Origin of the sequence: Novosphingobium pentaromativorans US6-1 (assembly GCF_000767465.1) — a bacterium.
Lineage (GTDB): Bacteria > Pseudomonadota > Alphaproteobacteria > Sphingomonadales > Sphingomonadaceae > Novosphingobium > Novosphingobium pentaromativorans.
Genome location: NZ_CP009292.1, coordinates 86,103 through 110,696, shown reverse-complemented (window position 1 = coordinate 110,696; position 24,594 = coordinate 86,103). Strand labels below are relative to the sequence as shown.

The following is a 24,594-nucleotide window of genomic DNA, read 5'->3' as shown; positions in this document are numbered from 1 at the left end:
GCTCAGCCCGCCGTATAGCCGCCGTCGGCATAGACAATATGCCCGGTATGAAAATCCGACGCGCGCGAACAAAGGAACAGCAAGGGGCCAGCCAAATCCTCCGGTTCGCCGAGGCGCCCCACGGGAACCCGGGCTAGAAAGCCTTCGCGCACCTTGGCCGCACTTTCATTTTCCTCGAACATCCAGGCGGTAAGCGGCGAGCGAAACACCGTGGGCGCGATAGCGTTCACCGTAATACCATGCTTACCCCATTCGCAGCCCAGCGCCTTGGTCAAGCCGTCGACAGCGGACTTGGACGTGCAATAGGCCGAATAACCTGCCGGATGGCCCAGCTTGCCCCGTGCCGATGACGTAAAGACGACCTTGCCGCCCCGGCCCTGATCGATCATCACCTTGCCCGCCGCGCGCGCCATCATCCAAGCCCCATCGACATTGGCCAGCATCACTTTCTGGAACTGCTCCGGGGTCAAGTCACCGATCATCGCCACTTCATTGACGCCGGATGCGATAACCAGAATGTCCACCCCGCCATGGGCCGCAACGGCAGAGGCCACGATCGCATCGCACGCTTCCTCGCTGTCGGGCCGAAGGTTGACGCCGGTCGCGGCTACCCCCGCATCACCAAGATCGCTGCAAAGCGCGTCGAGGTCGGCAGCATTCCCCGCCGTCACTGTCAGGCGGGCACCGGCCCTGCCGAGTGTGACGCACACAACCTTACCGAATGAGCCGGTGGCGCCGACGATGATCGCGGACTTGCCGGTCACGTCAAAAAGGCCCGAAGTGTCGATCAGAGGTAGTGTCATGCGTTCTTCTCCGGATAGGGCATGACTACGATCATTGCCGCGATTACATTGCCGTCATTGCGCACCGCCCTTCCCTCGCCACCGGGAATGAAACAGCTATCGAGCTTGCCGAGCACCTGCGTCTCGCCCGACGCCAGCTCGATCGTGACTTCACCTTCGATCACAACATAGATCTTGCCGAGCGGCCCCGCGTCCATCTCGGCGCCGCCACCAGGCAGAAAATAAGACAGGCCGGCCCATGCAAAATCGGCGGCACTGGCATCGACGCCCTGCAGGCGCAGCGAGCGCATGTCATAATGTTTGGGCGCAATATAGGTTCTGGCATCCACCAGCCGGACGACATCCATCCACCATCCCCTCAAATTATCGGGCTATCCCTGATCTGAAAGGCGTGGCGGAGCTGCCCCGCCACGCACCAGGCAATTCAGTCGTTATCCTTGCCGGTTTCGATCCGGAACGTGCCCTTCGGATCGACGATGGCGACAAGGCGGACGATACAGCCGTCGCCCTTCTTCCAGCGCCACGGGAACGCCGCAAAGGTCACACGCTTGCCGGTCACCTTGTCGATATCGCCACCGACATTCTCGAACCCGCAGATTCCGGCTGACAGGATCGCGCTGTGGCAGGGCTCCCACTCCGGGAAGTCCTCGATCACCTTCCGACCCGTCAACTGTTCATATTCCTGGTTGATGCGCGGCAGGAGGCCATTGGGCGCGCCCGGACCATGCGGACCGATCGCGGTACCGAGCGGATGGTCGAGTGCCTGGGTGTCGGACCCGCACATCTTGACCTTCTTCTGGACGAACCACTCGCCCGCTTCCTTGTAGAAGCCCGGCGAGTAGCCATAATAATGCTGGTTATCGCCATAATATTTGTGCCAACCGGTGTTGACGATGACGATGTCGCCCTCGCGGATCTGCGGGCGTGCATTCTCCAGATCCTCGGCGGTGATGACTTCCCATTTCTTCTTCGGGATCGAAACCACGACGCCCGTGCCAAAGAAATATGGAAGCGGCACTTCATCCATGAAAGGCGTTCCCGGCACCACATGTGCTGGCGCATCGATATGCGTGCCCGAATGCATGACGGTGGTGATCTTCTGGGTCAGCACGCCCGATTTGGACATGCCGTGCAGCCGCTCGATCTTCACGTCTTCGAAATAGGGCCAGCATGGCTGACCCAGGCCCCACGGGTGGCTCAGGTCGTAGAATTCCAGACCCATATCATTGAGCAGATTGCTCTGCGTGAATTTGCAAAGCGACTCGTCGCGCCAATCGCCTTCTTCCCAACCGGGCATCTCTCTCTCCTAGAAAGTCGACATGCATGCAGCTGGAACAACACACATGACCAATGATCATGTGTGTATTACAATCAAAAGTGATCTACAATCACTTTTTTGAATCAGTCGACTTCCGCCCTGGAAAAATGCCAGTCTATCGACGCTGGGGGATAGTCCGGCAGGGGATATGTCGAAACGCGTTGCGCCGAAGCAAAATCAAGACCCAGCAGCGCCGCTGTAGCCTGCGCAACAAAGCCATCGTCATTGGCTGTGCGTGCACCCACAACAATGTCATGAATACCGCCAACCATGACCCAGCAGGCAAGCGCCCAAGCCTGATCGATGTCACCAGCATCGATATGAAATATGCCGCTATTGATGCCGTCGCGGATGTCGCGTTTGGCAAATGGCCCGAACCCATCACGCAGACGATCGACTAGCAGGTCCGGACGCATGGCCCACCATTGCCAAATCGGCTCTTTCGCGGCCTCCCGAATGACAAGGCGTGTGGAAACCGCAAAAACAAACGCCGGGCTCTCTTCGCGCAGTTCCTTTGTCGCGACAGCGTTGCGGCGCCCCAAATCATCGATCATGCAATCGAGCACCGCGCTTGCAAGATCGTCCTTGCTCTCAAAATAATTGTAGAAAGTCCCGAATCCGACATCGGCCCGGTCAGTGATATCCTTGATCTTCGCGCCGTCCACCCCGCAGTCAGCCATCACTTCAAAGGCTGCGGCAAGCAGGCTTGCACGGGTTATTGCCCTTTTCCGTGCCATACGCCCCGTCGTCGCGCCTGCAGGATCGTTCGACTTCGAAGCTTTTGATTGAGCTGACATAGGCGGCATTTGCGAGAGCAGCCGCCTGGATGTCAAGAACGATCACGAATCATTTTAATTTGCGGCCGGGTCAGTGTGCCGCGTCAGCTAGCAACCAAAGTAGCTGGTTTTCATGTTCGTATAGAAATCGACGGCTGCCCTGCCCTGCTCGCGTGGGCCATGGCTCGACGCCTTTCGTCCGCCAAAGGGGACATGATAATCGACGCCAGCCGTGGGCACATTGACCATGACCATGCCGACCTGCGCATTACGCCGGAAATCCATGGCCCGGCCAAGCGATGTAGTGCAAATGCCCGCACACAGGCCGAATGGCGTGTCGTTCGCCATCGCCAGCGCTTCGTCATAGTCCTCCACGCGCAGGATGGACGCGACCGGACCAAATACCTCCTCACGATTGATGCGCATGTCGTGCGTCGTTTCCGAAAACAGCGTCGGCGCGAGATAATAGCCAGGGGACTCCCGTGTCGGAGAAGTACCTCCACAGACAAGGCGCGCGCCCTCCACTTGGGCGTGATGCACGAACTCCAGATCCTGCTCCAGTTGGCGGCCATCGACGACCGGCCCCATCGTCGTGTCAGCCGCCCGCGCATCACCAACCACGATGTGCCCCATCTCTTCGCTCATACGAGCAACGAAGGCGTCATGAACGCCCGCTTCCACAATCAGCCGCGAGGACGCTGTGCACCGCTGGCCGGTCGCCCCGAACGCGCCTTCGCAGGCTATCCGCGCCGCCAGGTCCAGATCCGCATCATTGAGTATGACCAGAGGGTTTTTGCCACCCATTTCCAGCTGGACACGGATGTTGTGCTGCGCAGCCCGCGCATGAATCGAAGCACCAACACCAGTAGAGCCGGTAAAACTGACCGCATCGACACCCGGACCGACCAGAACGTCGCCAAGCACCCGCCCGCGTCCCATGACAAGGTTGAACACGCCGGCGGGGCAGCCCGCACGGTCAAGCATTTCGGCCAACGCCCAGGCGCAGCCCGGTACCAGATCAGCGGGCTTGAAGATCACGCAATTGCCGAATGCAAGTGCGGGTGCGATCTTCCACGCAGGAATGGCGATCGGGAAGTTCCAGGGCGTGATCAGCGAGACCACGCCAACCGGTTCGCGGGTCACCTGAACCTCAATGCCGGGGCGGACGGACCCCATGCTGTCGCCAGCGATCCGCATCGCCTCCCCGGCGAAAAACTTGAAGATTTGCCCTGCGCGAGTGACCTCGCCGGTCGCTTCGGCTCGCGTCTTTCCTTCTTCCCGGGCGAGCAGGTTGGTCAGTTCATCGCGGCGCAGGAGGATTTCGCTCCCAACCTGATCCAGTAAATCGGCACGCTGTTGCGGCGATGTGCGCGACCATCCGGGAAACGCATCGCGAGCCGCCTCAATCGCGAGGCGGGCCTGATCCTCATCAGCCTGCGCATAGTCCCCAATCACGTCATTGGTATCAGACGGGTTAATATTGGCGGCCGACGTGCCGGCAACCCAGCGTCCACCGATCAAGTTATGATTCACTAAGTTAGCCCTTTTTTTTTGAAGCGCCCAACATCGTCAGCACCCTGACTGTTCACCATTCGATCATCGGGCAACTTCGCCTAGGTGGTTTCAGCTGCGATAATCTGTTCCAGCAAGCGCCGGCCAATCACTAAAGTAGCATCGGATTTGAACAGGATTTCCTTTTGTGGCGTTGATGCGTTCTGCAGCTGTTTTTCGATTTCTTCTGCCGCGAATACGTCTTGATCGAGGACACCGCGAAAGCTCTTCAGCATCGCCTGGTCAACCGCTTCGTCGCCATGTGCGAAAGAACGAGCGAACGTGACAAAGTAGTGGCAGCTATTCCTGCGCGCCGGCGTCAAGGCATGGTATGCGATCACTTGCATGATTTCGCGTCCCGCGTCGGGTTCGCCTTCCGGAACGGTAAAAATATCAGGACCGACATGCAACCCGGGAATGTGCCAGTTCATAGTCAGCGTCCGGTCAACTCGACGCTGCCCGAAAAACGGCTGAAAAGCCTTGGGAAGTTCAATGTCACGCATTTTGCGCGCGCTGAGAATCCAGTCTTCACCGGAACCACGTTCTTCGTCGGCTTGCCCTATTCCGTCATTGCCCAGAATGCCGGCGTGCAACACCTCAAGGTGCTGCAGGTCGAGAAGATTGTCGTTGAGCAGTTGATAGCGCGCCGCGATATCCAGTCTAAGGCCGCGGACCGCATGGTAGGCTGGGTTCGTGACGCCAATTTCAAAATGATCGGGGATCAGGCTTTCATCCGCCAGTTCGGGGTCCCCGGGCCATATCCAGATCCAATTCCACTTCTCACGAAGCTGATAGGATTTGACGTTGCAAGCACCGGGCACTCCTTCCAAGAATGGGGCACCAATACACGTTCCATCCGGCTGGAATTCGAGCCCATGGTAATCGCAAACTATATTGTCATTTTTTGTGCCGCTCTTGCCGAGTGGATAAAGGTGATGGGGGCATCGCCCGTCCAAACCCACGGGGACGCCATTTTCCTGTCGATAGAGCGCAACAGGTTCATCCAGAATCCAGCGTTCGATCGGCGTGCGCGTAATTTCGTCCGACCATGCGGCGATATACCAGCGATTTCGCGCAGCAAAATGTCCCTCAGACAATGGAAACATTGTCTAACTCCTTTGTGATCACTTGCCGCCTTGACCGACGAGCGACCCCACATCGTGAGCCAACAGCTTGTCCGGATTCATGATGCCGCGCGGATCAAGCGCGTGCTTTATGCAGCGCATCATCGCCATCTCCACTTCCGATTTGTAACGGGCGGATTCATCGCGGCGCAAAACGCCCAGGCCATGCTCGGCCGAAATGGACCCGCCACGCGCCACGACAATATCGTGAACCAGCTTGTTGACCGGGCCGGTCAGGCTTTCGACTATCGTGTCGGGCGTGCCATCTCGGGGGAGCACGTTGAAGTGCAGATTGCCATCACCGACGTGTCCGAACACACCGGTCCGCACTTCGGGGAAGCGTGCGTCCAGCGCCGCCTCGGACTCGATTATGAAGTCAGCCAGTTGCGATAGCGGGAGTGCCACATCGTGCTTGATAGTCTTACCCGCTTCGCCTTGAGCTTCCGAGATATCTTCGCGCAGGGCCCACAACGCTTCGGCCTGTGCCTCGCTGGAGGAGAGCGCTGCGTCGATGACAAGGCCCTGCTCAAATCCGGCTTCCAACAGGCTTTGCATCGCTTCATTCGCCAGATCGGCATCGGTCGCTGAGCTTGCTTCGATCAGCACATACCAAGGTGCCGATTCTTCGACCGGGCGCCGCGCTCCTTCGCGATGATGCAGCACAAGCTCAAGACAGAAGTCCGAGAACAGCTCAAAGCCGGTGAGGCCACCACTCAAATGCGTCTGTGCCAGATGGAGCAGATCGAGCGCATTCGCCGGACATTCAAGCGCAGCGACCGCCACGCAGCGCCCAACACTGGGCGGAAACAGCTTCAGTACAGCAGCGGTGATAACGCCCAGCGTGCCTTCCGAACCAATGAACAAATCGCGCAGGTCATAGCCGGTGTTATCCTTGCGCAGCGCGCGCAGGCCATCCCAGACCGCCCCATCCGCGGTGACGACTTCCAGCCCAAGACACAGGTCCCGCATGTTCCCATAGCGTAAAACCCCGGTTCCACCCGCGTTGGTGGCGAGATTGCCGCCGATTGTGCAAGACCCTTCGGCCGCGAGCGACAATGGGAACAGCCGGTTCACGTCTTGCGCAGCGGCTTGCACATCCGCCAGGATGCAACCCGCCTCCACGGTGATCGTATTGTTGACGGCATCGACGGTGCGAATGGCCTTCATCCGCGCCAGCGACAGAACGATGCACGCGCCGACAGCGAGCGGGGTAGCACCACCCGACAGGCCGGTGTTGCCACCCTGCGGCACTATCGCCACGCCGTGATCGCCACACCAACGCACGACAGCCGCCACTACTTCGGCATCGTCGGGCTGGACCACCGCCAATGCCCTCCCTGTCCAAATCCTGCGCCAGTCGGTCAGGAACGGCGCCATGTCATCGGGGTCGGTCAGAACCCGGCCACGCACCACGTCACGCAGTTCATTGATATCGGGCATGTCAGATTTCTGTGCCCTCAGGCGGAATCCGCGCAGCACTCCAATGCTGGTGAACCCGACCCTGCGCATCGACCGTATCGGCAATCGCCAACGCCAGATCGGTCACCGATATGCCTGCCGGACGGCCGTTCTCGATAGGCAGCTTGTCAATCGTGGTGCGATACCGTCCCGTCACCTCGGACTGGCCCAGAAGCCAGGGCGGCGACACGAAGCTCCAGCGGAAGCTGCGATCGCATTCGAAAAATTCATATTGCGCCCGGCCGCCTTCGCCTTTGCCGAAGATCTCGCCGATGCGGCTGTACCATTCCTCGATAACCGGTCCGGTGAAGTTCGCGTAAGGATCCTGCGTCGGATCGGCCAGGATGCGCTCGCGCTGTTCGGCCATTTCGAGAAACGCTTCGAAACCACTGAGTTCATGCAACCGACGCCAGTGTTCCGGCGGTCCTGAATTGAAAAACCAGTTCTGCCATTCCGGCTCTTCGAACATCTGGAAACCATTTGGCGTCCACAAGCTCGATGCGCCGCCGACATTGAGGAAATAGGCGTCCGGTATCGTCGCCTTGAACGCGCGCTTGATCCGCCACGCCGCCTCGACCAACAGCTTGTAGCCGATATAGGCATTGTCCTTTGGCGCATAGGCGACAACCAGCGCCTCATGCCCTGCCAGCGCCGCTTCCAGCTGCGGGAAATCGAAAATGTCGGTGGCGCGCGCCGTCAGGCGCGGATGGCTGGGCACGCTGCCCGGATTGCGCGCAACGGCCGTGATCTCATGCCCTTTTTCGAGCAGGAACCGGGTCACTTCCGCGCCAACCGTCCCTGTCGCGCCAATGACTGCAATCTTCATCGAAACACTCTCCGAACTTTTCTTTTTCAATTTGTTACCGGCAAGAGCAGATGGGAGTCGTGTGATCCCCCGGTATGAATCACATGGGTTCCGAGGTTGATCGTATCCGCCGGCGCAAGCCCCGGAAATTCCACGCCCGACAGCTTCTTGCCGCCGATCACCAGTTGCAGGCGCTCACCCGCGCGCCAGCGCATCCCCAGCGGCCAGATCTGGATATCCACCGGCACGACTTCACCTGGCGCGAGCTTTTCGACCCGATCAAACATATGGAACGGCTCGGCTGGCCCCGACCGTGCCGGATCGGTGGCGCGCAGCGATACACGCTGGATGCCCTTGGCACCGGCAAACACGATCATGCCGGGAAGTTCTTCCGGGTTTTCAGGCAAATCCTGCCGATCAACACCCGGCGGCAGGAATGTGCGCGAGGCAAGATGCTTTCCGCCAGCGCCCAATTTGCGGACTTCGCAATAGATATCCAGATCGTCGGCATCGACCGCCTCGACCCACAGGTGCAGCTTGATATAGCCCGCGATTTCCGTGTCGCGGTCGAAGCGGTGCTCGAAGATCGCCCGGCTAGCCTCGTCGCATGGGTCATAGCGCACGGTGGCCGACGCCGAGGCAGGTATGTCACCTAGAGTGGCGGATGCGGCATCGAGATAGAGCGGCCTGTAGTCTGTGCGCGCCAAAGGAAAATCCTTCTCGGGCCGGTCGACAATATCGGCACCTCCGGGATCGAGAATCGCCATACGGACACGCGGCGTGGCTTCCCAGCCATTGTCCTCGCCTTTGAGGTAATGGTCGAAAAACCGCAGGAGATCGGGCGCGCTGGTGTAATATTCCGTCCATTCATGGGTGTTGTGAATGCGTAGCCACTTATCGGGCGAGGCAATGCCCCGCCAGCCGTTCAGCGTGCCCATCGCGTGTATAAGGTTGGTCCAACTCGCCAGCACGAAGGCCGGTACTTCGATATTGCCAAGCGCTGGAATCTTATCTTCCCAGCAGGTGCCCATCAGCGGATTGGCCCGAGCCATCGCCGGTACGTCCTCGACGCGCCCGCCACCGGCGAACATCGAAAACATGTGATCCGCAAATCCGGCATCAGGCACGCCGCCGCGAACCACATCGCAGCGATAAAGGTCGGTCCAGCCTTCGCACGGCGCGATCGCGGCCAGATGCGGCGGCCGTTCCGCCGCGATGAACCACTGCACGATCGCCAGCCAGGATGTGCCGGTCAGGCCGACCTTGCCATTGCTCCATGGCTGGGCAGCGATCCATTCAACCAGATCATGCCCATCGCGCCCTTCCTGCCGACCCCAGGCGCGAATATCCCCCTCGCTGCTGAACGCGCCGCGCGCATCGGCATTCACCACGGCATAGCCATTGGCACACCAGAACGCGGGATCCGGTCCTTCGAACATTTCCAGCCCGGAGACGCTTTCGACCGGGACGCCCCCACGGTGCGGCAGGTCGTCAAATGTGATGACACCGCCCTGCTTGCCATAAGGCCCCCAACTGACGAGCGCGGGCAGCGGCCCTGCCGCGTCGGCGGGGCGGAAGATATCGACATAGATGGTCGTGCCATCACGCAGGCGGACAGCAACATCCTGTTCCATCACCAGATCGCACGCCAATGGCAGCGCACCGTCACGCACGACACTGCCGGTCGAGAGCCGCTTTATCGCAGGGTTGAACCCCGGATAGCGCGCGGGCGGATGCGACGCGGGCTTGGCCTGTCGGTACGGAGTGATCAGCGTGTTAATCTGAGTGACCATAGTTTCGTCTTTTCCAGCCCTTTGCCCGAAGCGCGTCTTCGCGCCAGTTCAAGCCTACAAGAAAGCAGGCGCTCCCGCGCGGCCATTTCGGCCTTGTGGGAGCGCCCGCCGCGCATCAGAATTTGATGCTGGCGCGAACGCCGTATGTAGCCGGCGCGTTGATCGCGGTGAACAACGCCGAGCCGCCCGACAAAGGCTGTATCGTCGCATTCGAATAGACCGGCTTGTTGCCCACGTTGCGGCCATAGGCCGAAAGCGTGAACCCGTTGTCAGGCGAAGTATAGGTCAGGTCGACGTCGACCGTCGCAAAGGGCCTCGCCAGTTCGGCGCCGACATATTCGCCTCCTAGCCAACGCGATCCCGCGAACGTGGTGAACGCGCGGAAGTCGACGTCGCCGCCGTTCGCCAACGGAAACACGTGATCGTAGGATACCGTGCCGGAAAACTTCGGTGAACGCTGCAGCGGGAAGCCCGAGCAATCAAGCGTCTGCACCTGATTGCCGAACTGGGTGAAGGCCGGCCCCGAAAACGTGCAGCCAGTGGTCACGCCGGGCACCAGGCCGGTGGCCGAGCGTACGTAAGAGAACTCGCCAAACTGCGTATGCAGATATTCACCGACGAAGCGGATCGTGTCGAGCTTGGTGATCTTCGCCGTCACGTCGAGGTCAAGCCCATAGATCTTAGCCGAACCGGCGTTGATGATCGGCTGGCTGACAATGCCGTTGGGCTGGGGTTGAAGCACGCTGGTCTGGTAGTCGTTGTACTTCCAGTAAAACGCCTCGGCGTTGATCTGCAGCCGGTTGCCGAGGAAGCGGTTCTTCGAACCGAATACGTACGAGGTCAGGCTTTCGGGTCGGAACTGGTTGTTTGGCGGCGCAACGGCCGAGAAACCGCCGGCCTTGTAGCCCGTGCTCACCGTTGCGTAGAGCATGTTCTGCGGCCCCACGTCGAATTCCGCACCGGCCTTCCAGGTCACGCGTGAATAGTTTGCGCTGCCAGAAATTGCGACCGATGGCAGATGGGCGATGGAAAAGTCGTTGAGCATCCCGAGGATCGATTTCTTGTCATGCGTGTAGCGGATGCCACCCAAAAGTCGGAACGAACTGGAGACGCTGAAAGTCGCATCGGCGAAGGCACCCAGGCTGGTCGTGGGAAGCGAGGGGATGTCGAAGCTGGCATTGAGGAACGGGATCACGTTGCTGATCGTGGGGTTGAGCACCGAGTCAATATTTTCGTGGAAATAATAGAGGCCGGCGACCCATCGCAGGACGTTGCTCTGGTTACTAAGACGAAACTCTACGGAGTCCTGCTTTGACTTACCGGCATAGTTGGTCGTGAATCCAGGCTGGGCCGTACTGGAATGCTGATCGACGTAGCGATGCCCGGCAACCAGCGTCGCCTTGGCAAAACCGACGTTGAGATTAGCTTCGGCCGAAACGCTGGCGTAATTGCCGTTGATGAAAGCGGTGTTCGCATTGGGCAGTATAGCGATAGATGGCAGGCGGCTGGTGGACAGGGTATCAGACGGCCCGGTCCATGCAGATGCGCCAGCGGGAAGAGGCAACAGCGCGCCGCCCGGCCCCTTGCCGCCTTCGTGCTGCACGTCGGCAACAACCAGCAGCGAGAAGTCTGACGAAGGCTCGAGCATTGCGGTCAGGCGACCAGCGCGCTGATCCTGATCGTTGCGACCATCGCTGAGATAGCCGTCATGCTTGGCGATCTGGAATGCACCCCGCAGCATGAAGATATCGCTGACCGGCACGTTCAGCGCTCCGTTCACCTTGAGCGAATTGTAGTTGCCCGCCTCGACTGTGACATAGCCGCCGGTTTCATAGCCTGGCCGACGGGTGATCAGATTGATCGCCCCGCCAGTCGAGTTGCGGCCGTAGAGCGTACCCTGGGGGCCCTTCAGGACTTCGATCCGCTCGAGGTCGTAGAAGTTGGGCGATAGTGCGATATTGCGGTTAATCACCACGCCATTTTCGGAATAGACTACGCCGCTCGAGCTGAAGTCATTGGTGGTCGCGTCGCCCACGCCGCGGATGAAGGTCTGCGCATAAGATCCGCCCTGCGCAACGGAGAGGCCGGGAACCAGCTGGCCTAGGTCGCGTGCGCTGGTGACGCCTGACTTGGCGAGGTCTTCCTTCGAGAGGACCTCGATCGACAGCGACGACTTCTGCACATTCTCTTCTCGGCGCTGCGCCGTAACGACGATATCCGCAATCTGACCGGAATCGACCGTGGACTGAGACTCCGTACCCGCCTGGGCCATCGCCGCGGGCGAACATTCCAAAGTCAAAACCATCGCTGCAGAAATGAGAAAAATATTTCGTTTATTCAGGTGCATACTGCCCCCTCTCCTGTCCCATTCAAGGCCCCGCAAAACCCCATTGGCGTGCCGTCGACGAATTGTTTATCGATTGATTCTCTTTTTGTCGAATGATTTTTTGTTACACTATTGATCTAGACATAGACCTCTCTTTTATATATCACCGCGCAATAAGGAGCCCATATGTCAAACCTCACTCACATCGGAATTTTCACCGACAGACCAGTCGAGATGGAGCAATTTTATCGCGGCGTGCTGCACCTGGTCGTGTCCGACACGGGCATCGGAAACCACTTCAAGCGCCGAATCATCTTCATGACTGGCAACCCGGAACACCATCATCAGTTCGTTCTGGTGGTGCGCGAGGAGGGCGATCCACCCGGCGGTGCGTTGTTCCAGGTTTCGTTCAAAATGGCCTCGCTCTCGGAGTTGCGCGCCGTTGCGGCCCGCGCCGAATCCGCCGGCGCCCGAGGCATTCGTCCGCTCAATCACGGCAACAGCTGGTCAGTGTATTTCAACGACCCGGACGGCAACATGATCGAGATCTACACCGACACCGGCTGGCACGTAGCGCAGCCCTTCGGTGACCCGCTCGACCTGTCATGGAGCGATGAGGAAATCGTGGCGCGAACCGAACAACGGCTCAAAGAGTGCGAGGGCGTGGAACCTCAAGCGCAATGGGCAGCAAAAATGGCGGCCCGGCTTGCGGAGGTGCGCAAGTGAGCGCGCTGCTCCAATGCCGCAAGACGGTGGTGATGATCGAGGACGTTCGTCACGACGGCGGTCCCGTTCTTGCCGCCCCCCTTCGAAAGGGAGCGGCCGCGGCGGTCGTCAACAACCCCTATGCCGGACGCTATGTCGAGGACCTCATCGAATGGATGGAATCGCTGCGGCCGCTCGGTCTCGAGCTGGCTGAAAGGCTGCTCGACGCACTGGGCTTCCAGGCCGCGGACGTACAGGCTTTCGGCAAGGGCGCCATCGTCGGCGTAAACGGCGAGATCGAACACGCCGCCGTCTGGCATGCGCCGGGCGGCCATGGCATGCGACAATTGCTGGATGCGCGCGGTTTTGTCACCAGCGGGCAGATCATCGGCACCATCGGTGCGCATCTGCATATCCCGCTAGCCTCGGTGCACAGTCCCTGGGTCCGCAGCCATTTCGACGGCGTCGACATCACCATTTCGGACGCTCCCAAACCCGATGAACTCGTCTTCGCCGTGGCGATGAGCAACGGCGGACGGCCCCATGCAAGGATCGGCGGACTCAGCTTTGCCGAAGCCGCGGACGGCCAGGGGCCGAAATTCTGATCAGCAGCAACATTCAACCATAATCAAATAGGGCAATATCCATGAAATTCGTCAGTTATGAAGTAGACGGCCGCGCCAGCTACGGGCTGGTTCGAGATGGCCAGATCGTTGATCTGGGCGCGCGCTTCGGCGAGACATCTCCTGATCTCAAGAGCTTCATCACCGAAGAGGGCTGGCAGGAACGCTGCAAAGCACTACTGGAGACCGAAACGGGGGACTATTCCTATGACAGCGTAAAGCAGCTGCCGGTCATTCCCAACCCGGAAAAAATCCTGTGCGTTGCGCTCAACTATCACGACCATATCGCTGAGGCTGACAAGGCACTGCCCGGCGGACGTGAAGTGCCCAAATATCCCGTGATGTTTGCGCGGATGCCCGATTCCGTTACCGGACATAATCAGGACATTGAGCGTCCGAAGGTTTCCACACACCTTGATTTCGAAGCGGAAATGGCAGTCGTCATCGGCAAGCCGACACCTCGCTACGTCAAGCCGGAAGACGCGTTGCAATATGTTTTCGGCTACAGCGCGATGAACGAAGGAAGCGTGCGCGACTATCAGTTCCACTCACGGCAGTTAACGCCGGGCAAGAATTTCTACCATTCGGGTTCCATCGGGCCGTGGCTGGTCACCGCCGACGAAATCCCCGACCCTCAGGTTCTGGACATCGAATTCCGCCTGAACGGCAAAGTGCTGCAAAAGGCCAATACCAGCGACATGATCTTCAGTGTAGCCGCGCTGATCACATACATCACCGAATGGATTCCGTTGAAGCCCGGCGACATTATCGCCAGCGGCACGATGGGGGGTGTCGGCTTTACCCGCGAACCGCCGATCTTCATGAAGCCTGGAGATCGTGCTGAGGTGGAGATCAGCAAGATCGGTTTGCTGGTAAACGATATTATTGACGAGGTTTGACTTTCGCCCCAACGCTGGTCCGCCTTCCGGCGCATTAGAGCCGATACAAGGAACCGAGCACACCGCATGCCGACACAGAAAAAGACTGTCGGGCGAGGTCGTCCCAAAAAGGCCGACCCGTCCGATATGGACCAAGGCGCCAGCGAAACGGTCGATACCGAACCGACCGACTTGCGCGCACGTCTGCGTGACGATGTGATCAGTTGTGTGCTCGCCCCCGGTCAGCGGCTCAAGCTGGATGAACTCAGGTCGTGCTATAATGCCAGCGTCGGCAGCCTGCGTGAAGCGCTGACCCACATGGTGTTCGAGGGGCTGGTTTCGGCGGAAGCGAACCGGGGTTTCTGCGTCGCGCAGATTTCCCTCTCTGACCTCGACGACATCACCGAGGTCCGGCTGGATATCGAAAGGAAGGCGCTCGCCCAGTCGATCGAACATGGCGATGATCAATGGGAGGCGGATATCGTTGCCGCCTATCACATGATGGTCAAAGTGGAGGCGGCAGTCACTTCGCCGACCAACCGGCGGATTTGGGTTGAGCGTCACAGCCGCTTTCACGAAGCGCTGATCGCCGCGTGCCCATCGAACTGGTTGCTGCGATTCCGCAGTCTGCTGTTCGATCAGGCACAGCGCTATCGGACGCTGTCAGTACGCAAGAGCCCTGCCCCCGGCCGCATCGACGAACATCGCAAGCTTCTAGAAGCTGTGCTCGAACGGGATACGGAGAAGGCTTGCGAGATCATCGAAAACCACATTCGCGGTACAGCAGAAAACGCTCGCAAATGGCTGATAGAAAATGGGATGCGCTGACGGGCGCCGTGACACTTCGGCTTACGAAGGAACGGGCCTCCAAGCGACCGCAGCATTGAAAGTGACAATGTGACCAGCCCGTCAAAGAACCCGATAGATCGATACAGCCGCACGGCAGTGATCCTGCATTGGTGGATTGCGGCATTTATTGTCGGCAATCTCGCACTCGGCTTTGTGATGATCAGAATTGTCCCGCTTGCAATGCGACCCATCCTGATGCCGGTACACGCGTGGATCGGGTTGACCGTTTTGCTGCTCACCGTCGCGCGCATCGGCTGGCGCCTCAGCCATTCAGCTCCACCGACGCCATACTCTTACAAGACCTGGGAACGCGGTCTGGCGCGTGCCGTACATGCTCTCTTCTACATTCTCATGCTAGCGCTGCCGATCACGGGCTATCTCATTCTGTCAGCCAACCCACCCAATCCAGCGTGGCGCCTGATGTTCTGGGGCATCATCCACGTGCCCTATTTTGAACCGCTGCAGGCAATGGAGCCTGTCTCACAGAAGATCGTTCACGGCAGGTTTGTCTTTGTTCACCTGATCGGCGCGTTCACAATCCTGATTACCCTTATTCTCCATATAGCAGGCGTTGTGAAACATCAGCTACTGGATGGTGACGACATCCTGGCCCGAATGATGCTGAAAAAGCGGGCCGACTAGCTGACGCCGAGCCATCAGTTCCCGGTAGCCCGCATAACAAGAGCCTGCCACACTTTCCCTCAAGGCCTATTGCCTTCTGCGGCTGCCCCGGGATCGGCTAGCGATTCTCGAATTGGCCATGATCCGCCGCATCAATGTGCGTACTCTCAACCGCTCTACTGCTGGCCAAGTTCAAATCCTTATGGCTTGAAGCGGAGCCGCGTCAGTCCTGTCCTGATCCAGCGGAGCCAAGTTCACAAGCGAGTGACAACCACCGCCCACCGCCAGATCCCGCTCCATTCCCCCCTCTCACCCCACCACATTGTGCGCACTTAACGGGTATGAGAGGTGGCCGGGATGGTCTGCACAATCCACTTATCCCCTGTGCAGATTCTCCAGACCACCTCTCTCACCTAAAAATTGACGAAATACGAATCGTACGATGAACGCTCTGATATAGATTAAAAGACTAATTGATCATTGACATAATTTTTATCCGATAATAGTGTCCAATCCAGAGAAGCGACGAAGGTCCACTCCGGATTTGCCGGCTGAGAGCGTTTTGCGCCGAGGCCTAGCTCGCGCGCTTCCCAACTATATTCTGGCACCGCGCACTGTCGACACGACTTTCCGATACCGAAGTGTTGGGTGACAATAATTGATTGTTAGTTGATTGCAGATACACATTTTCATAACCTCTATCTGCGCCTTCGCTCAAATAGAGTTTCATTTAAGAATGCAGTGAAGTTATATATTTTAGTTTTACTACTTATACTTAAAAAACAAATGGGGTGGATGATATGAAACGCAAGTTTACCTTTCTTAGCAGTGTGTCGTTGATTGGGCCGATTGCTGTCGCGCTGGCAACTCCGGCATGGGCAAGCAGCGACGACACGGTCACGGGCAGCAACGTTGCTGAAACGCAGACCGCGCCAGATGTTACCTCCGGTGAATCCGCGGATGAGACAGGTGCCAGCGCATCGTCCTTGCAGGAAATCATCGTGACGGCACAGCGGCGAGAGGAAAACCTCCAGCGTGCCGCAATTGCCATTTCAGTGGTCACTGGGGGTGATTTGGCGCGCCAGGGCATTTCCCAGCCTAATCAACTACAAGCAGTTGTCCCCTCTCTCCAGACCAGAACCGGGGGTAGTTATTCCAACTTTTTCATCCGCGGCGTAGGTGCGACGGTAACGAATGGCTACACGGACCCGGCCGTCGCTTTCAACTATGACGGCATATACATTAGTCGGCCATCGGCACTTAACGGCTATTTCTACGATGTTCAGCGCGTCGAAGTCCTCAAAGGGCCGCAGGGAACACTCTACGGTCGCAATGCAACGGGCGGCGCAGTCAACGTTCTTTCAAATCTTCCAAAACTCGGTGAGCTGAGCGGCTCGCTGACGGGAGAAGTGGGCAACTATGATCTCGTGCACGTCGACGGGCACATCAACGTACCCATAGGGAACAACTCAGCCCTGAGACTGTCCTCTAACTGGATAAATCGCTCAGGCTATTACCGTGACGGCACCGGCGATGAAGTGAGCCGGGCTGCCCGTCTTCAATTCCTTACTGAGCCGACTGAAGATCTGAAAATTCGCTTATCAACTGACTATTACCATCAGGGTGGAAATGGTCAGGGAAGCACTATCAGTACAGTAATAAACCCGGTTACTTCGAATGGCGTCGTCACTGGTTATTCTTACGATCCAACCAATCTGGCTCCAAATACCGGCATCCGTTCGCGCGAAACTCAAGCGATCTTGGGGACTCGCTTTTTGTTGCCCACCCGCGTCTTCAATCCTGCCGAACCTGACTACAACACTCTCGATAATACTTTTTGGGGCGTGAATGCTCAGGTCGACTGGCGCACGCCGATTGGAACCCTCACAGTTTTACCTGCTTACCGGCGGTCCAAGCTGAACATTCGCGAAACGGACGGCGGCAACCCCACTCGAATCAATGAGCTTTCAAAGCAAACCAGCCTGGAGTTGCGGCTTGCCAGCGACAGCGACGGTCCGCTTAAATACTTGGCCGGACTGTATTACCTCAAGGAGGATATCGACGCTCGATATATCTTCAATTTCAGGAACGTTTCGCCCTATCAGGATCTGAAAACCGGCGTAAAGTCGTATGCGGCCTTCGGAAGGCTCACCTACGAGCTGAGCGATAGCTTTCGCCTGACTGGTGGCCTTCGCTACACAAACGACAAAAGATACATGGATGGCGATGGACTGGTACTCGTGGCAATCTGCACGGAACCCGGAACCGCTCCTTGCGCAAATGGCGTAGCCGTCCCCATTTTTGAAAATTTGAGTGATCTTGGAATTTCCCAGCCATATGCACCAACACCGATACCGGGAACAAGTACGGTACTATTGCCTAAACTTAACAGTGTTAATGGGAAGAGTTCAGAGAGCGCCGTAACCTGGAGAGTCGGGGCCGAATGGGATATTGGGCCACGCTCGCTCCTCTATGCAAGCTATGAAACAGGATTCCGATCTGGCGGCTTCTTTTTCACAGCAGATGATCCCACCTTTAAACCTGAGAAAATCGGTGCCTTGACTATTGGATCGAAGAACAGGTTTTTTGACAATCGCCTGCAACTCAATGTAGAATTATTCTATTGGAAATATCGTGACCAGCAGGTAAGTCATATAAGCACTGACTCTACGGGTGGGTCCGTCTTTATTACGGAGAACGTTGGTCGTTCGACTAACAAGGGCTTTGAAGTCGAAACCCGCTTCCTGCCGTTCAAAAACACACTTCTAAGCGCGGACGTGCAATATCTGGACGCAAAGTTCAACGAATTCACATATAACGCGCCGAACTCCGGCAGCCCTCCTGTGAACGGTTGCGCTAGTTCGCTGGCATCGAACAGCGTCACTTACTTGATTGATTGCTCGGGAGGAGCCCCCCTTCGCGCCCCGAAATGGTCGATGAACTTCGGAATTGAACAGACAATTGCGCTGATGAACGGAGCTGACTTGGTAGCGAATTTGTCCACTCATTACCAGACCTCAAGTCTTGTCGGTACGGAATTTATTGCGGCTGAAATGCAGAAGTCTTACTGGATGTCCAACGCCTCAATTACCTATAAGTCATCTGAAGGCAATTGGTCACTGACTGCCTTCTTGAATAATATCGAAAATACATATGTCTCGAACTCCATCAGGCTCAACAGTTCGAATAAAATATTGTCCACCTCATACATGCCCCCACGAACATACGGGTTGCGAGCGACGGTCAGCTTTTAATCGGAGGTGTTTGAATAGATACGGCAATGTCAGGAGAAGCATCGAGGTGGCCGATCGATGCTTCTCCAACACAGACCGACATTCAGAGCTGCGCCCGAAAGTTATTAAGGAATACCAGCATGTTGCGATTCACACCGTCCTTGCGAAGAGATGGAGTGATCGATAGCGTGGATTGGTATTACCCGAGAGGAGCATAGCCGAAAAGGATTGCGCTATTCCAGTGATATGACGAACCGGAAGTGGCAATTGGCGGAGCCGTTCATCCCGCCCGCCAAGCGTGGAGGTCGACGTCGTACGACGGACATGTGGGAGGCGGTCAATGTTTTGCTTTACATCGCGGCAAGCAGCTGCGCCTGGAGACTTCTGCCCAGACGCTTTCCGCCGGTCTCGACGGACCAGCGCTATTTCTATGGCTGGCGCAACACCGGCCTCCTCGAGGCAATGAACACCGTGCTAGCCATGAAGCTGCGCGAATTCGAGGGGCGCGAAGCCTCGCCGAGCGCCGGAGTGATCGACTGCCAATCGGAAAAAATCACGAAAGACAGCTGGCCCTGCGGCTACGATGCAGGAAAAAAGATCAAGGGGCGCAAACGGCATATCCTGACGGATACCTGCGGCTTCCTCATCTTCATCCTTGCGCATCCCGCTAACATCCAGGACTGCGACGGTCCGGTCGATAATCTCAAGGCCGTGCGCCGGCGCTTCCCATGGTTACGCCATGTCTTTGCCGATGGAGGCTATGCCGACGACAAACCTCGCAAGGCTTTGGCGGGATCGGGAGATTGGACAATCGAGATCATCAAGCGCTCAGACAAGGTCAAAGGCTTTCAGGTCCATCCCCGTCGATGGGTCTTTGAACGCCTTCGCACGGCTCGGTCGATGCCGACGCCTCGCCAAAGACTGAGGAACCACCATCGCATCGTCCACCGCTTCGGCGACAATAACCTCAATTCGCATGTTCACCCGCAGAACTGCAAGGTATTGCTACGGTTGATAAACTTCCGAGTCAGACTCTCAGAGAGGCATGTCCTCACCTAAGAAGCCAGGTATGTTTGTTTTGGAATTTCAACTCGTCTCCGTGCGTTGGCCCCGGTGACAATTGAGATCCATGTGAGGCTTCCCCTATGCATCTTATGCTTTCGTAATATAGTCTATTACATTGCTGCGTCAGAAATCAGAAACATCAAACAAACGGTGATGAAATGATTACCATTGGACCCGAAATGCAGCTCGTCGCAATGCTCAAGAGACTCTTTCTTTTTAGCCTAGGCGCGGTTCTGCTGAACATGAGCGGTACGGGACTTGCTGATCAGTCAACCGTGGAAGGGCGGAGTGCTTTGTCGGCAGTGGGCGGGTATGAGGGACGCATCAGATTGATACGGTATCTTGATGAGCCGGACGGATATTGTATCGACATTCCCGGGAACATCTCATTTCTGCTCCCGTTTCCGGCTTGGGCACATACCTGTCACTTCGATCGGGTTCCCGACCAGGTTTTTCGGTACAATCGAGATGGGAAGCATAATATTCGATGGATATACGAAGACAGTAAGCAAAAATTTGATTGGTGCCTGACAGCCAAGTCAAAAGTTTCTGGATCTTATTTCGAATACGCGACGTGTGACCAACCATCTCTTCAAGAGTTCGAATATACGGATCTCGGTGAGTTCAAACTAAAAGATAGTGATTTTTGTATTTACGTCGAAAGTACAGGTCCGATAGCCGGAAAATTAATGCTTCCAGGCGGAGACCCCTATGGTCGTGGGCGTTCCATCAACCCGGCTTATTCTCATCTCGCGCGAATATTAGAGCTTCAACCCTGCGGATCGGGCGAAATATCAATGGAGCGCTGGGAAGCTCTTATTGAATAGCACCACAGGGCTTGCAATGCCCCCCAACCTTGGACCGCTCAAATCTAAAGTTCTCCGCCTGACGCGGGTCCAGGAGGCTGGTGGCCCCGGTCGGGTTTGCCCGCTTGATCGGGGGGATATTTCCGATTGCGGTGTGCGGTCGCTCTTCGTTGGAGTGTCTACGCCACTGATCCAGTCTCATGCAAACGTCTTCCAGTGACATGAACTAGTGGGTGTTCACGCATTCGCTGCGCGGCTTGCTATTGAACGCCTCGATGAACGCATTGTCGGTGGACTTGCCTGGACGTGAGAAGTCGAGCGTCACGCCCCGCTTGTAAGTACGCATCCGATAGCGGCCGCCTTGCGGCGAGGTGGTCGCTCGAGTTGTTCGGCGTACACGCACTGTCGATAGCACCGGAGTTAGCGACGGGTCGTAAGTTCAGGCTTCCAATTCTGACGGATCGCGGTTCTGGAGGGCTTTCTGAATAGCTCCTAGACCGTATGTTCGTGCGGTGAAGTTGGCCCGCCCTCGGAGTAAGCAGGAAACGGGGGTTACGCCGGACGGGCCGGCGCCTATCCCCATGCTCAGGCGAGGGCGAACCATGCACGAGTATAGCGAACTTTTCATCGGACTCGATACATCGAAAGCGAAGATCTCGGTTGCGGTCGCGGAAAAGGAGCGGAACGGCGAAGTCCGTTTCTTTGGCGATATCTCAGCCGAACCGACATCGGTTGCATCGATGGTGGCCAAGTTGGCAAAGCGCGGGGCCAAGCTTCACTTCTGCTATGAGGCCGGCCCGACCGGGTACGATCTTTACCGCCAGATCATCGCGCTGGGACATGCGTGCCAGGTCGTTGCGCCATCCCTTATTCCCAAGCGTCCGGGCGATCGAGTGAAGACCAATCGACGCGATGCAGTCAGCCTGGCACGGCTGCATCGCGCCGGAGAGTTGACTGCTGTGTGGGTTCCGGACGAAGCGCATGAAGCTGTGCGAGACCTTGTCCGCGCCCGTGAGCGCGCTCACGACGCGCTAAAGAAGGCACGCCAGCAGCTTCAGTCATTCTTGCTGCGCCATGGCCGGATCTACCCGGGACGAACGCCTTGGACACGGACCCATTTTCGATGGCTGGCGGCGCAGAGCTTCACCCATCCCGCCCATCATATAGTGCTCGCCGAATATATCCAGGCCATCGAGGATGCGGCCGTCCGTGAAGACCGGTTGACCAAGCAGGTCGCTGAGGTAACCGTGTCCTGGGCCATGGCGCCTGTCGTGGAGGCCTATCAGGCAATGCGCGGCATTGCGTTCATCGCAGCGGTCACCTTTGTCGTGGAAATCGGCGACATACGACGCTTCGAAACGGCGCCGCAGTTGATGGCGTACCTCGGGCTTGTGCCATCCGAGAGTTCAACAGGCGAGCGGGTGAAGCGTGGCGGCATCACCAAGGCCGGCAACAGGCGGGCACGCCGCGTACTGATCGAAGGTGCATGGACTTATCGCTACCCTGCTCGGGTGAGTCAGGCGATCCAAGCCCGGTTGGACGGGCTGCCACGCTCCGTCCGCGAGATCGCATGGAAAGCCCAGATCCGGCTCTGCGCACGCTATCGGAGACTGATCACCACCGGCAAGCTCAAAACCGTCGCGGTAGCGGCGATTGCGCGGGAGATGGCCGCATTTCTCTGGGCAATTGGGCAAGAAGTTTCTCCCACCGCTCAGGCATGAAGGCTCTTCCTCGGTAAACCGCAACGAGAAAGGAACAGAACAAAACCAGCGTCATCATCTGCTTGATGTGCAAAGTTGGGAGCAGGGCCCCGGTGGGGAATCCTCGTGAAAACTAAGTGGCGGACAATAACGTCTACGCCCGACCCTAGGCAGAGGCAGCCCCGGACGAACATACGGATATGCGGTAACCAACCCGCGCATAAGAGTGTGCCAACCGTCGTCGAAAGCCCTGCTTCCTACTCTGCACATCAGCTTCGCACCTTTGATTTCGTCATCTCGGGCGGAAAGGACATCATCATGTCGAAGGCTCTTGAATTCGAACATAAGAGTTTTCTAGACGCCTTCCGCTTTCAAGAACTACTGCCGCTCGTACTGGACGGGCGGCAGCATGCCTTTCCTGACCTGCTTGCGCACCGGGTTACAGAACATTTCGATGTAATCGAACACGTCCTGCCGGGCTTCCTCGCACATTTTGTAGGTCCGGCGCCGGATACAATCGCGCTTGAGCGAGGAGAAGAAGCCGTCGGCAACTGCGCTGTCGGCTGTTGCCGCGTCCGCTCATTGACTGCTCAAGATTGTGGGTCCGGATGACGGCAGGCCAGTCCTTGCTGGTGAACTGCGAGCCCTGGTCCGAATGGATCAACACCCGCTGCTTCGGCTTGCGCCGCCATAGCTGCCGTGCCTGCGCTCCTAGCGCATCTGCGCCCTGATGCCCGCCAGCCTGGTCAACCGGGCAACGCGGTTCGGGCAGCTGATCTCACCCTGATCCGGCAGTTCGTCTGACAACTTACGGTAGCCATAGACCTTGCCGCTATCGTTCCAGGCCCGCCGGATCAACTCGGTCTGCCGAGCGTCATCCCGAGCCCCTCGGCTCAGCGGCCTCTTCTGCCATGCGTAGTAGCCACTGGGTTGCACGGCGGGGCACCGGCAAATTGACCGCACGCCGAAACGATCGCGATGCTCGGCAATGAACGCGTATCTCATTTTGCATCTCGAGCGAAATACGCGGTGGCTTCCTAAGAAACAGCTATCTCCGGCTCGGGCGGCAGTTCCTCGAGCGAGAAGCCGCAGGCCTTGGCGCGGCGCTGGAGATTGCCGATTACCCGGCTGCGATACCGATCTTCGTATTGGGTAGCGCCGGGGTCATTGTAGGCCATCCCGTGCCGCAAAGCGTTGTAGAACAGCACGGCGATCTTGCGCGCGGTGGCAGTCTCAGCCTTGGATTTTCCGGTCCTTGCAAACAGCCGCCGGTAGAATGTCCCAAGCGCTGTATCAGTCCGACCTATCGTCTTTGCCGCAAGGCGCAGCAGTGCGGCAGCCCGGATCGATGATCGGCGCGTTTTCGATGACAGCAGCTTACCGTCCGATATCCTGTTGCCAGGCGCCAGGCACAGCCATGATGTGACGTGCTTTGAGCTTGGCCACACCGCAAGGTCGGTGCCGCATTCCCCTACCAGCTTGAGGGCCAGCGATGGTCCAATGCCGTGTATCAAGGTTAGATCTACTACCAGTACGCGATAGAGTGCCAAACGAACGTCAAAGTCCGGCGTGTTCACTTGCGTGGACTTGGTCCGAACCTTGGGCAAACGCGCGATGTCGTACTCTTCGCCGCCTTCGAGGTCCCGAAAAGCAATCTCCAGCTTTCGGTCGCAGTCCACGGTCTTGACCTGGTAGAAGTCGAACAGCGCAAGCGATTGGTATACAGCGAAGATGTGTTCATCGCGCCAGTTGCCGGTTAAGGCGGAACAGATTGTCTCGGCCATGGCTGGCATGGCACCGAACGTCACGCATTTGGGCAAGGGTGACGGAGTCGGGCTCACCGTCGGCTATGGCCCGGATAACACACATGCCCGTGGCCCCTTGATGTCGGAGACGACGTGGTGCAACCGATTCAAAACGGTCGAAAACCGCTCTAGCGACATGATCTTCAATGTCGCGGCACTGATCTCCTACATCACCGAATGGATCACGTTGAAACCCGGCGACATCATCGCTAGCGGTACGATGGGCGGATTCAGCTTTGCTCGTGCACCGCCGATCTTCATGAAGCCAGGCGCCCTTGCCGAGGTGGAGATTAGCAAAATAGGCGTGCTGGTGAACGGCATTGTGGACGAAGTCTAACATTCACCTTAGTACAAA

General features: G+C 57.7%; 19 protein-coding genes and 4 pseudogenes. 10 read left to right on the top strand and 13 right to left on the bottom strand.

The window, feature by feature from the left end:
- Positions 1-2: 2 nt before the first annotated feature.
- The 10 genes from JI59_RS19205 to JI59_RS19160 all read right to left on the bottom strand — a co-directional run bounded on the left by JI59_RS19205 (position 3) and on the right by JI59_RS19160 (position 11,933).
- Positions 3-803 carry an SDR family NAD(P)-dependent oxidoreductase gene (locus tag JI59_RS19205; protein ID WP_007014052.1) on the bottom strand — a complete coding sequence of 267 codons (801 nt, stop codon included), beginning with the start codon at positions 801-803 and terminating at the stop codon, positions 3-5.
- Complete coding sequence (locus JI59_RS19200; protein ID WP_007014053.1) at positions 800-1,150, bottom strand: cupin domain-containing protein; 351 nt, start codon at positions 1,148-1,150, stop codon at positions 800-802. Before JI59_RS19200 ends, JI59_RS19205 begins: the two co-directional genes overlap by 4 nt.
- 77 nt (positions 1,151-1,227) lie before the next feature.
- On the bottom strand, positions 1,228-2,025 hold the full coding sequence (locus JI59_RS19195; RefSeq protein ID WP_085997512.1) for a cyclase family protein: 798 nt from the start codon (positions 2,023-2,025) through the stop codon (positions 1,228-1,230).
- 179 nt (positions 2,026-2,204) lie between these two features.
- Positions 2,205-2,918 carry a TetR/AcrR family transcriptional regulator gene (locus JI59_RS19190; protein WP_007014055.1) on the bottom strand — a complete coding sequence of 238 codons (714 nt, stop codon included), beginning with the start codon at positions 2,916-2,918 and terminating at the stop codon, positions 2,205-2,207.
- Between the two features lie 87 nt (positions 2,919-3,005).
- Positions 3,006-4,430: an aldehyde dehydrogenase family protein gene (locus JI59_RS19185; protein ID WP_039857627.1), complete on the bottom strand. Its 1,425-nt coding sequence runs from the start codon at positions 4,428-4,430 to the stop codon at positions 3,006-3,008.
- 80 nt (positions 4,431-4,510) lie between these two features.
- A complete protein-coding gene (locus JI59_RS19180) occupies positions 4,511-5,554 on the bottom strand; it encodes an aromatic ring-hydroxylating oxygenase subunit alpha (protein WP_039857629.1) in 1,044 nt (347 codons plus the stop codon).
- Between the two features lie 18 nt (positions 5,555-5,572).
- Positions 5,573-7,012 carry an FAD-binding oxidoreductase gene (locus JI59_RS19175; protein WP_007014058.1) on the bottom strand — a complete coding sequence of 480 codons (1,440 nt, stop codon included), beginning with the start codon at positions 7,010-7,012 and terminating at the stop codon, positions 5,573-5,575.
- A gap of 1 nt (position 7,013) precedes the next feature.
- Positions 7,014-7,856: an NAD(P)-dependent oxidoreductase gene (locus JI59_RS25770; protein ID WP_007014059.1), complete on the bottom strand. Its 843-nt coding sequence runs from the start codon at positions 7,854-7,856 to the stop codon at positions 7,014-7,016.
- Positions 7,857-7,882: 26 nt separating this feature from the next.
- Positions 7,883-9,628: a CocE/NonD family hydrolase gene (locus JI59_RS19165; RefSeq protein WP_007014060.1), complete on the bottom strand. Its 1,746-nt coding sequence runs from the start codon at positions 9,626-9,628 to the stop codon at positions 7,883-7,885.
- 115 nt (positions 9,629-9,743) lie between these two features.
- Entirely contained in the window at positions 9,744-11,933 is a 2,190-nt protein-coding gene (locus JI59_RS19160) for a TonB-dependent receptor (protein ID WP_041565024.1), read from the bottom strand.
- A gap of 207 nt (positions 11,934-12,140) precedes the next feature.
- Between JI59_RS19160 and JI59_RS19155 the strand changes: the two genes are divergently transcribed.
- From JI59_RS19155 to JI59_RS26855, 8 genes and pseudogenes are all read left to right on the top strand, one after another.
- Positions 12,141-12,680, top strand: a complete 540-nt coding sequence (locus tag JI59_RS19155) for a VOC family protein (protein ID WP_039857632.1) — start codon at positions 12,141-12,143, stop codon at positions 12,678-12,680.
- Positions 12,677-13,264, top strand: coding sequence for an amino acid synthesis family protein (locus JI59_RS19150; RefSeq protein ID WP_007014063.1), 588 nt, complete (start codon positions 12,677-12,679; stop codon positions 13,262-13,264). The genes JI59_RS19155 and JI59_RS19150 overlap by 4 nt, the downstream gene beginning before the upstream one ends.
- A 41-nt stretch (positions 13,265-13,305) precedes the next feature.
- Positions 13,306-14,181 carry a fumarylacetoacetate hydrolase family protein gene (locus JI59_RS19145; protein WP_007014064.1) on the top strand — a complete coding sequence of 292 codons (876 nt, stop codon included), beginning with the start codon at positions 13,306-13,308 and terminating at the stop codon, positions 14,179-14,181.
- 66 nt (positions 14,182-14,247) lie between these two features.
- Positions 14,248-14,988: an FCD domain-containing protein gene (locus tag JI59_RS19140; protein WP_138921440.1), complete on the top strand. Its 741-nt coding sequence runs from the start codon at positions 14,248-14,250 to the stop codon at positions 14,986-14,988.
- A gap of 69 nt (positions 14,989-15,057) precedes the next feature.
- Entirely contained in the window at positions 15,058-15,651 is a 594-nt protein-coding gene (locus JI59_RS19135; protein ID WP_007014066.1) for a cytochrome b, read from the top strand.
- A 779-nt stretch (positions 15,652-16,430) separates the two neighbouring features.
- A complete protein-coding gene (locus tag JI59_RS19130; protein WP_007014067.1) occupies positions 16,431-18,884 on the top strand; it encodes a TonB-dependent receptor in 2,454 nt (817 codons plus the stop codon).
- 162 nt (positions 18,885-19,046) lie between these two features.
- Positions 19,047-19,878 (top strand): annotated as a pseudogene (locus JI59_RS19125) (IS5 family transposase).
- 229 nt (positions 19,879-20,107) lie between these two features.
- Positions 20,108-20,755 (top strand): ricin-type beta-trefoil lectin domain protein, encoded by a 648-nt coding sequence (locus tag JI59_RS26855; protein WP_138921441.1) that lies wholly within the window; start codon positions 20,108-20,110, stop codon positions 20,753-20,755.
- A gap of 94 nt (positions 20,756-20,849) precedes the next feature.
- On the opposite strand, the pseudogene JI59_RS27440 reads toward JI59_RS26855, so the two are convergent.
- Positions 20,850-21,071 (bottom strand): annotated as a pseudogene (locus tag JI59_RS27440) (integrase core domain-containing protein); the annotation flags it as partial.
- Between the two features lie 265 nt (positions 21,072-21,336).
- Between JI59_RS27440 and JI59_RS19115 the strand changes: the two are divergent.
- Positions 21,337-22,455 carry an IS110 family RNA-guided transposase gene (locus JI59_RS19115; RefSeq protein ID WP_041565023.1) on the top strand — a complete coding sequence of 373 codons (1,119 nt, stop codon included), beginning with the start codon at positions 21,337-21,339 and terminating at the stop codon, positions 22,453-22,455.
- 357 nt (positions 22,456-22,812) lie between these two features.
- Here JI59_RS19115 and JI59_RS27750 read toward each other — a convergent pair.
- Positions 22,813-23,469 (bottom strand): annotated as a pseudogene (locus JI59_RS27750) (IS3 family transposase); the annotation flags it as partial.
- A gap of 2 nt (positions 23,470-23,471) precedes the next feature.
- Positions 23,472-24,344, bottom strand: a pseudogene (locus JI59_RS19105) (transposase); the annotation flags it as partial.
- Between JI59_RS19105 and JI59_RS26850 the strand changes: the two are divergent.
- Entirely contained in the window at positions 24,319-24,576 is a 258-nt protein-coding gene (locus JI59_RS26850) for a fumarylacetoacetate hydrolase family protein (RefSeq protein ID WP_052117995.1), read from the top strand. The pseudogene JI59_RS19105 and the gene JI59_RS26850 overlap by 26 nt on opposite strands.
- Positions 24,577-24,594: the final 18 nt, after the last annotated feature.